Consider the following 6,666-nt stretch of genomic DNA (forward strand, 5'->3'; position numbering starts at 1 on the left):
CAGCAACACATATGTAGATCTTCGTGATGCCATTACCGAAGGTGTCACCGAAATCGCGAAGCGGAGAGATGACGGTGGTGCGGAAACATATTTCCGAGATCGGCTTCGCGCTTTGCGGAAGAAGCTCGGCCTATCCCAGCAAGAGTTCGCGAAGGAATTTGGCCTATCATTCACAAATATCCGAAACTGGGAACAGAAGGGCAGAGGAAATCCAAATGAAGTTTCTCAAAACTACATAAAAATGATTGAGGTAGATCCTGATACTGTCCGAGACCTCATCACAAAGGTAAAAATGAGAGATCTAGAGAACGTATGAGAATTAAAAAGCTCCGCATATGCGGAGCTTTTTTTTACCTAACTCTAGATCATGAGACAAGAATGGCTGCAAAAACTAGGAAACTGGGTGTGCAAAACCATCAGGGCCACATCTGTGCGGCATGGAGTACGCGCAGAATGGTCGGCGAATGGATCGCCGACCGGCACGGCGTCGGCGTGGATGTCTGCATCCACGAGCCGAGCCGGGAAGGGGATGAGCGCAACCACCATGCGCACATCCTGACGACCACCCGCCGCATCGAGGGCGACGAGCTCACCACCAAGACGCGGGAACTCGACGACCGTTGAAGCCGTTCCTTCACGTCGGGCTCCAGCTTCACGCTGGTCGTGGCCTTCGTCGGCATGGCGGATATCTCTGGTAAGTGTAACTAGGTGCTACTTGGTGACACTATATCGAAGGCACCAGCAAAGCCGCAAGCCTATCGGCTCCAGGGCCAGCGGAAACGAGGACGCTCAGCGAGCTTTTCAGCCAAGCTTCGCCAGTGGTCCCGATCGGCCTTCGCCTCTTCCAGTTGCTCCTTCAGAGCATCCCGCTCGACCTCCAGCCGAGCTAGAGCTAGGGAGTGGTCATTTGGGGAGGATTTGGGGGTGTTTTGCTCACTGGGCGCCCACTGGGCATTTGCCCACTTAACAAGATCGTCAGGGGAGATCTTCCAACGATTGCGATTGTCTCTTTTTGCAGTAAGTTCAAGGGATTCAATGGCACGCATGATGGTCCTGCGGGACGTGCCAGCCTTCTGGGCAGCTTGGGCGGGAGACATGGGCATGCCCACTGGGCGCTCACTGGGCATCTGTCCACTTCTCAAAGGCTTTCAGAGCGATGTCGCGGGGTCTCCGTTCTAGGATTCTGCCCCCGGCTTCGAACGTGCGGCCGACCTCGTCGGCCCGGCGTTCTCGTTCCTGGTCAGAAAGCGAGTTCCACCAGCTTAGCGCCTCACTGGACTGGTCGTGGTCTTCCAGCAGAATCGGGGGCGCGTCTGTGGTCGTCTGGTGCTTCCTCCGGGCGGATTTGTGCCGCTCGTTCTCGACCACGGTCTCGGCCGCCTCGTGGGGGGCCTTCCAATGCCAATCGAAGCGGACTGCATGGACCGAACGCCCTCGTTTCTCGGGGGTCATTTTGACGGTCACTGTGCCGTAGTCGTTGATCGCGGCAACCGCAGGTTTAAGCACCCACCGGCTAAATTGCCCCCAGACCTCATAGGACTTTTGCGTCGATACGCCCATCAGGGCCCGAAGTTCATCGACAGAGAAGGTCCAGTATGGGCGTCCAAGTCGTTTTTTGTCGGACAAGATGGCGTAAAGCCGCCGTCCGTGTCCTGTGAGGCTATGGGCTGCGTGAGCCTCTATTTTTGTGAAGTGGCTGGGAGAGCGTAGGGCTTGAATACCTGCTGGAGGTAGCAGCAATCGTGCAATGCTTCCTCCCTCGATCAGGTGCCACTCTGCCAATACTACGGCCCCCCAGGGGTCTCCGTGGTATTCTCCTGACAGCTTGACGCCGGTTAAGCGTTCTAGACACGTCCGGAGCCAAACATTGTCCGACCTACTGTTTTCGCCGCGAAGACGTGCAGTGGGCACTTCTAGCCAAACAGCATCCCTAGGTTGGGCCGGAATCCGTTGCTCATCGAGCGCAGATGCAATCTCCCATATGGTCGAAACCATAGCCGGGGTAAGCGGCTGTTCAGCCTGAAGCGCAATGGCGCTCGATGACACTGTAATTTGCCTCATTAATGGAGATTAGAAAATAGGTGACTCCATAGTCAACGCCTCATTTTTGCCCTCCGGCGCCTCCATTCATACCCTCCGGCGCCTCCATTCATACCCTCCGGCGCCTCCATTCATACCCTCCGGCGCCTCCATTCATACCCTCCGGCGCCTCCATTTTTAGCCTCCTAGTGTCTAGTGTCGGGTGTCGCGGGGAGCTTTAGCGACACGCGACACGCGACACCCGACACTACGAACTTTTCGGATCGATCTTGGCTCAGGATGGCGTCATCTCTGTCGAGTTTTCCGAAAGCTGTGTCGGAAAACTCGACAGAGACCAACCGGACCGGCTGTTAACCGGCCCTATCGGCCCGGGCCGGACCCCGAGGGCTCCCGCCCTCTGCCCCCTGGAGAGGGGGCATTCACCCACCCCGGAGGGGGAGAGGGTCATTCGACCAGGTTGAACACGCACACCGGCTCTGAGCCGGTCGATCCGATGATTCCGCCAAAATCCGTGCAAGCGGTCGAGGTCAGATCGGCCAGGAGGAAGGAAGGGTGGGCGAAGGTCACCGCACCAAACGCCCCTAGGAGGGCCAGAAACGCCCCTAGGAGGGCTGCAAGAAGCTTCCCATGCAATGATGGCTTCTGAGGTGCTAGCGCCTCTCTGAGGCCGCTTATTTGGCCTGCTACGTTGCTGTAGACCGAACGGGCCACCTTGTCCGGCAGATCGTGAAGCTCAGACCGCACTGCGTGGGATACGTCGCTCGCCCGAAGACTGGGGGCCTGAGCCCGCGTTTGCGCGGTGCTCAGGAGGCGTTTGACCAGCTCCAGGGTTTCTCGGCTCGTCGTCTCCACGCTCTCAAGGGTATTGGCGGCCCAGGCGTCCGGATCGTCTTCCTCGACCGTGCTCATGAGCGCTTCTCCCGCAGATCTGCGAAAAGGGCCTTGTTGCGCTCCGGCATCTGATCGATCAGCCGGTTCAGGAGCGCTTTATGGTGCGGTTCCTTCTGAACCAGATTCAGCAATTCGGCCCCGAGAAGGATTTTGCGGCGGGTGTCCTCTTTCCGATCTTTTTCCTTCTGTCGTGACTTAAGCTTTTTCACGCGTTCCTGAGCCTGTTTTAGTCTCAGTTCCGCTTTTTCTAGCTCGTTCATTTTGTTGCCTGTGATCGTGGGTCCAGCGCAAAATTTTTTAGACCAGATCCGATCGCAAGACAAAGAAAAGACCCACTCTGATAATCTTCGATAATCTCTGAGAATTGTCCACAAACCGACCGATCAAAGAGAGGGAAGGGCGCACTTATGCAAACTTCGTTTGCGCGCGGTCTCAATAGGGGATACTCCCCTAGGCCGACGGCCCTACCCCAAGACCTCGCGGCGACGATTTGGCAATCTATCACCTCTCGGTAAAAACGGTGTCGCGCTCCCAAGGGCGAAGCGCCACCGCTGCCGCTGCCTATCGCAGCGGATCCGCCATCACGGATGAGCGGACAGGGGAACGCCACGACTACACCCGGAAAGAGGGCGTCGAGCATTCCCAAATCATCCTCCCCGAAGGTGCGGATGGACGGTTCTCCGACCGCTCGACCCTCTGGAACGAGGCAGAGCAGGCCGAGAACCGAAAGAACTCGACCGTTGCCCGCGAATACGAGGTCGCCTTACCGGCCGAGTTGTCGCCCGCGCAGCGCCAGGAGTTGGCGAGCGAGTTCGGCGAATGGATCGCTGAACGGCACGGCGTCGGCGTGGATGTCTGCATCCACGAGCCGAGCCGGGAAGGGGATGAGCGCAACCACCATGCGCACATCCTGACGACCACCCGCCGCATCGAGGGCGACGAGCTCACCACCAAGACGCGGGAACTCGACGACCGGAAGACCGGCGCGATCGAGGAGGTTCGCGAGAAGTGGGCCGAGCTGACCAACAAGAAGCTGGAACAGGCTCAGACCCACGAGCGCGTCGATCACCGCAGCCATGAGCGGCTTGGCCTGGAAGAGGTCCCGACCATCCACGAGGGCCCGGCCGTGACCAATCAGAAACGACGGGGAAGAGAGAGCGGCAGAGCCGCAGAAAACCGCGAGATTCGGGAGGCCAACAGCCTCCTGCAGAGTGCGCGCGAAGCCCTGAAGCACGTCTACGAGAGCATTCGCGACCGACTGCCCGGGCACCATGACCCCGCCGAAGAGCCAAAGCCCCGGAGAAAGGGGCTGCTAGGCGCGCTCAGCAGCGGCCGCAAGACGGTCGAGGCGGAGCGGGAAAAGCGGCTCGGAAAGCCGCTGGCCGGTGCCTTGCGCACGATTGAAGGCATGCAGAAGGGGAAAATCCCGCTCGACCGGGCCGTCTACGTCCAAGCCACCAAGGGCGTGCGGGACGAGCTGAAGCGGAATCCGGCCCTTGAGAAGGCCATGAAACCGGACGAGACGCAGGCGGTGCGGCAAGCGTTCCAGCACACCCGAGCGTCGGCGCTTGGGTTGGGCCTGGGCCGAGAGCGCTAAACAAGAACTATTGTATATAAATGTTTATTTCTAAGCGAACGATGATAATTATGAATATTATTATTGCTATTTCCATTTTTTATCCTTTTTATAATAGTATTATTAATTTAATGAATATGATACTTTTTAGTATCATTTATATTTATAAGAAAATATCGTATATTTGAATTATTTTTGTATTTTTTTTGATGTTTTTTTGGAAATAATAGTCAGAGATCTGGCTCAATACTGAGCCCTAAAAGGCTGAACGGAGCCAAGATCGGCAAACCCCTGAATATCAGAGCCCGGTGTTGATGGTAGTCTCATGTATATTAGACTGGTCTAATTTAACTTGAGATGTATTGACTATATACCACCTACGTATAGTAGGTTTTATATGTAACCACGTAACGATTCCCTAGGGGGAAGAAAGGTCTGATTATGGCTGTCGAACATACGCCTACCGGAATAGTCCATGCTGGGTCAAAAGGGGGAACGACTGGGTGTGGTTATAACACCAATGATAACCCCGGCCATTGGGTGAATACGACTAAACGCATCACATGCGATAAGAACGGCTGCAAAAACTAGGCACCATTTCGCGTGGATGCCCATCAAGACCACATTTGCGCGCGCTCTACGCAGAGGTAGGTGTTCCAGAACACCCGAGTGAATGGGGAAGCCGCAAACGCAAGCCTCCCCATTCTATCCGGATCAATCCCAGGCTCTAAGGAAGGGATTGAACTTAGGGGAGGCTAGCAGCCGGTTGACTGCCGGTCACTGGTCATCCTGGTCGCGCAAGGCCGCGTCCATGAAATCCTGCAAGTCATGGTCGGCCGCATCGGCTTGTGCGACGGTCTGGCTTTGTCGGCGGGCCTCTTCAGCAAAGCCCGCCTCGCGGCCGTGGCGGACGCCCAGAACGACCACGACGCCGCCATCGTAGCGGTAGAGCGCCACATAGCCGTCGCGCCCGAAATCGATCCGCAATTCCCGCTCATCGAGAACGCCTATCGGACGGCCCATTTCCGGGTGATCCGTGAGTGTCTGAATGGTTTGGAGGATCGCTGCCGCCGCTCGTTTGGCGGCGGCCGGATCTTTCGGGCGCAGGAATGCCCGAAGCCGCTCCAGATCCCGGAGAGCGGCGGGCGAGAAGATCACTTGTGGCATTCAGGCGCGGCCTTCTCGTCGTCCGTGCCCCACGTCTCCAGCCAGGCGGAGACCTCTTCGCCGGTCACATGAAGGCCGGTCGCCTGATATTCCTCCCAGGCTTTCCGGGCGTCGTCGTAGACAGCCTGGCGCTTTTCCTCGCGCTCCAGGTACTGGCCGATGGCCTCGCGCATCAGCCAATGGGGCTTCCGCTGGCGGGCTTCCGCCAACCGTTGAAGCCGCTCCTTCATGTCGGGCTCCAGCTTCACGCTGGTCGTGGCCTTCGTCGGCATGGCGGATATCTCCGGTAAGTGTCACTAGGTGTTACTTCGTGACACTATACCGAAGGTTCCAGCAAAGCCGCAAGCCTATGGACCATTTCCGCGTCCATGTTGCGCAGGGCGAGCGTTAAACACGACCGCCATCTCTCTAAGGATTTTACTGTTCGCCCAACACGCGTATGCGCTCAACTCCATGTGTTCTTTCTGCAACACCGATTAAGCATGCTTATGAACTTGACAAATTGCGCTTGCAGATATACCTTGTAGGTACCACTATGTGATGTGCATCTGAAACTTTCCTTTTGAAGGAGCGTGAGATGACAAAGAACAGGCCGAGGGTAGCATTCAATCCCCGCACCTTCTGTGACGCTTGCAAAAAGCGGCATATCAGCAAGCGTCAGCTACTACCTTTGATCAGAAGGTTGCAAGATAAGCCTGAGCTCGGCTCTGAGCTTCCAGGTGTAGATGGTGTCTATATCTGGGAAACAAGGGTGAATAATAAGAAAACCTGCTTTGTCTATCTCATTGATGCGGAGAATGATGTGCTTCAATTCATATCCGTATGTGAGGGCTATAAGCTTGAAAAGCTTACTAAAGCAGAACGAATGATGCTTGGCGCACATTTCTTCGGTGTGATCCTTCGGATCATCCAAATGCTCCTCCGATAAGGCCTCCATCAGTAGTTTTAGATGCACTAGAGAATTCAATATGGAGACCAACAGACATGGCCAA

The 6,666-nt window shown here is 56.3% G+C and carries 9 protein-coding genes; 4 read left to right on the plus strand and 5 right to left on the minus strand.

Translation table 11 applies throughout. The features are described 5' to 3' along the window. Positions 1 to 316, plus strand: a 316-nt coding sequence (locus tag V2L18_RS23310; protein ID WP_336180751.1) for a helix-turn-helix domain-containing protein, incomplete at its 5' end; no start/stop codon positions are given. Positions 317 to 453: 137 nt separating this feature from the next. Then, positions 454 to 624, plus strand: coding sequence for a MobA/MobL family protein (locus V2L18_RS23315; protein ID WP_336180752.1), 171 nt, complete (start codon positions 454 to 456; stop codon positions 622 to 624). Between the two features lie 492 nt (positions 625 to 1,116). Here the strand turns inward: V2L18_RS23315 and V2L18_RS23320 are convergent, their stop codons facing one another. The 3 genes from V2L18_RS23320 to V2L18_RS23330 all read right to left on the minus strand — a co-directional run bounded on the left by V2L18_RS23320 (position 1,117) and on the right by V2L18_RS23330 (position 3,191). Further along, entirely contained in the window at positions 1,117 to 1,626 is a 510-nt protein-coding gene (locus V2L18_RS23320; RefSeq protein WP_336180753.1) for a replication initiation protein, read from the minus strand. 858 nt (positions 1,627 to 2,484) lie between these two features. Beyond that, positions 2,485 to 2,949: a hypothetical protein gene (locus V2L18_RS23325; RefSeq protein WP_336180754.1), complete on the minus strand. Its 465-nt coding sequence runs from the start codon at positions 2,947 to 2,949 to the stop codon at positions 2,485 to 2,487. Then, positions 2,946 to 3,191 carry a hypothetical protein gene (locus V2L18_RS23330; RefSeq protein WP_336180755.1) on the minus strand — a complete coding sequence of 82 codons (246 nt, stop codon included), beginning with the start codon at positions 3,189 to 3,191 and terminating at the stop codon, positions 2,946 to 2,948. Before V2L18_RS23330 ends, V2L18_RS23325 begins: the two co-directional genes overlap by 4 nt. A 230-nt stretch (positions 3,192 to 3,421) precedes the next feature. On the opposite strand from V2L18_RS23330, the gene mobQ reads away from it, so the two are divergent. Beyond that, the gene (gene mobQ, locus V2L18_RS23335) at positions 3,422 to 4,528 is read left to right on the plus strand and encodes a MobQ family relaxase (protein ID WP_336180756.1); all 1,107 of its coding nucleotides are present in this window, start codon (positions 3,422 to 3,424) and stop codon (positions 4,526 to 4,528) included. Between the two features lie 756 nt (positions 4,529 to 5,284). On the opposite strand, the gene V2L18_RS23340 is transcribed toward mobQ, so the two are convergent. Beyond that, positions 5,285 to 5,674 carry an antitoxin MazE-like protein gene (locus V2L18_RS23340; protein WP_336180757.1) on the minus strand — a complete coding sequence of 130 codons (390 nt, stop codon included), beginning with the start codon at positions 5,672 to 5,674 and terminating at the stop codon, positions 5,285 to 5,287. After that, positions 5,662 to 5,946: a CopG family ribbon-helix-helix protein gene (locus V2L18_RS23345; RefSeq protein WP_336180758.1), complete on the minus strand. Its 285-nt coding sequence runs from the start codon at positions 5,944 to 5,946 to the stop codon at positions 5,662 to 5,664. The genes V2L18_RS23340 and V2L18_RS23345 overlap by 13 nt, the downstream gene beginning before the upstream one ends. Before the next feature lie 305 nt (positions 5,947 to 6,251). Between V2L18_RS23345 and V2L18_RS23350 the strand changes: the two genes are divergently transcribed. Next, entirely contained in the window at positions 6,252 to 6,602 is a 351-nt protein-coding gene (locus V2L18_RS23350; protein WP_336180759.1) for a hypothetical protein, read from the plus strand. The last annotated feature ends 64 nt before the right edge of the window (positions 6,603 to 6,666 follow it).

The sequence above is a fragment of the Breoghania sp. JC706 genome (assembly GCF_037026715.1).
In the GTDB taxonomy this organism is placed as follows: Bacteria; Pseudomonadota; Alphaproteobacteria; order Rhizobiales; family Stappiaceae; genus Breoghania.

Bases quoted from the DNA above. Each gene is read 5' to 3' on its own strand.
- V2L18_RS23345 (WP_336180758.1), bottom strand. From the start codon at position 5,946: ATGCCGACGAAGGCCACGACCAGCGTGAAGCTGGAGCCCGACATGAAG.
- V2L18_RS23315 (WP_336180752.1), top strand. From the start codon at position 454: ATGGTCGGCGAATGGATCGCCGACCGGCACGGCGTCGGCGTGGATGTC.
- V2L18_RS23340 (WP_336180757.1), bottom strand. From the start codon at position 5,674: ATGCCACAAGTGATCTTCTCGCCCGCCGCTCTCCGGGATCTGGAGCGG.
- V2L18_RS23350 (WP_336180759.1), top strand. From the start codon at position 6,252: ATGACAAAGAACAGGCCGAGGGTAGCATTCAATCCCCGCACCTTCTGT.
- V2L18_RS23325 (WP_336180754.1), bottom strand. From the start codon at position 2,949: ATGAGCACGGTCGAGGAAGACGATCCGGACGCCTGGGCCGCCAATACC.
- V2L18_RS23330 (WP_336180755.1), bottom strand. From the start codon at position 3,191: ATGAACGAGCTAGAAAAAGCGGAACTGAGACTAAAACAGGCTCAGGAA.